Annotated in this window: 1 protein-coding gene; it reads right to left on the bottom strand. The window is 64.3% G+C overall.

The genetic code is table 11. The annotated features are described in order from the left end of the window. On the bottom strand, nt 1-1870 hold a 1870-nt coding region (locus WAO18_RS08965; protein WP_422205665.1), incomplete at both ends, for an isocitrate lyase/phosphoenolpyruvate mutase family protein.

Raw genomic sequence — 1870 nt, 5'->3', positions numbered from 1 at the left:
TTCAGTAGCTCGTCGATGCGCGCCTGGTTCACGTCGGCGACGATGATCTCGCCGACCTCCTGGTACACGTTGCTGAAAATGCCGTGCGACTTCATCTTCTCGGTTTGATAGATGTTGTCCTCGGTCGGCGTCACGTAGTACACGATCTCCGGCTTGAACCGGTGGATCAGCCACAGGTGGATGACGTCCATCAGCCGCTTTTTGCGCATCTTCTCGGCGAATGTGTTCTGGTCACGCACCGTGAGGATGTTGCGTCCGTGCCGGTCCTTGATCGGGTCGACAACCACGTTGGCCAGCGGCTCGTCGGCGTTGTCGCCGTAGATCCCGAGGTCGAGTACGTCGGAGCCGGCACGCCGCGGACGTAGCCGCACGGTCAGCGTTTCGCCGATCTTGTAGTGATCGCCCCACAACGCCAGCCACTCCTCCAGCAGCTTCTTCGGGACCTCGGTCTGGACCAGATGCTGGTGTTGGGTGGAACCCTCGCCCATCGCCTTCGTGGTGGCCGTGCGGCCGGACGACGCGGCCAGCGCGGCGTCGCTACGCGGTCCGCCGACCAGCGTTTGCGGTGTGCGGTAAGGGGATTCGACCAGGCGCATCTTGCGTTGCAGTCGAGCAAGCGCCAGCATGCCCTCCTGGCGCAGCGATGTGGCGAACTCCTCGGCGGCGACGCCGTCGATCTGGTGGCCGCCATAGGTGATGAAGTTGAAGACGAAGCCCATCTTGCCGAGTTCCTCTGGGAACGCCCGCATCTCGTCGTCAGTCATACCGGTGGTGTCCCAGTTGAACGACGGCGAGAGGTTGTAGGCCAGCATCTGATCGGGGAATTCGGCGTGGATCGCGTCGGCGAATTCGCGCGCGTCGACGAGATCCGCCGTCTTGGTCTCCATCCAGAGAATGTCGGCGAATGGTGCCGCGGCAAGCGATTTGGCGATCGCATACGGGATACCGCCGCGGATTTGGTAGTAACCCTCCGGCGTCTTGGCCAGCTCGCAGTCCCACGCCACGCTGAGGCCAAGCTCCTTGGCCTTCTGCTGGGCGGTGTACAGCGGTGCGCGCTGGGCGAACTTTCGCCACTCGTCGGCGCTCATGTCGTTGGAATCGCCGTCGCTCTCGGCGAATTGGAGAAGTTCGGCAACAGCTTCACCGTAAGTCATCAGTCCCGCGTCGAGTTGCCAGGCGTCGACGAACTTCGACTCGATCTCGTCGAAGACGGCGTCGATCGACTGCTGCGCGTGATCCGGAGATGCGGCGGCCTTCGTGATCAGCTCCACGATGCCGTTGCGCTCCAACCACGAATCGGCTGCGTCGTATTGGCCCGCGGGCACGGCGTACAGCAGGTGGCCGTTGAGTTCCTTAAATCCGGACTCGTAGAAGCGCCGCACCATCGCCAGGAAGCACGACTTGTATGACGGGATCTTGAGGTTCGTGGTGCCCAGTAGGAATGGCTGGTCACGCTCGTCGGCGCGGCTGTCGAGCAGGTTGGCCGCCTCGGCGTCGGTGCGGGCGACGATGATGCCGGGCACTCGCATGATGTCGAGCTGGAAGCGGGCCGTGTTGAGGCGCTTGATCTGCTCGTCCGACGGCACCAGCACCTTGCCGCCCTGGTGACCACACTTTTTGGTGCCCGGCCGCTGGTCTTCGATGTGATACCCGGGCACGCCCGCCTCCACGAACCGCTTGACCAGGTTGCGCACGTGCGGGTCGCCCCCGTGGCCGGTGTCGGCGTCGGCGATGATGAACGGGCGGTAGTCGACCGCCGGCGTCCGCTCCCGTTGCTCCTCGCTCATCCGCAGCCGCAGGTACTGCTGGTTGCGGTCGGCGGTCAGCAGCGCGCGGACCAGACCGGCGGCTTCGTCGGGCACCTGGCTGA

Source organism: Mycobacterium sp. (genome assembly GCF_049278535.1).
Classification (GTDB): domain Bacteria; phylum Actinomycetota; class Actinomycetes; order Mycobacteriales; family Mycobacteriaceae; genus Mycobacterium.
Note: the sequence above shows the minus strand (reverse complement) of the source record. Positions and strands in the feature narration are given on the sequence as shown.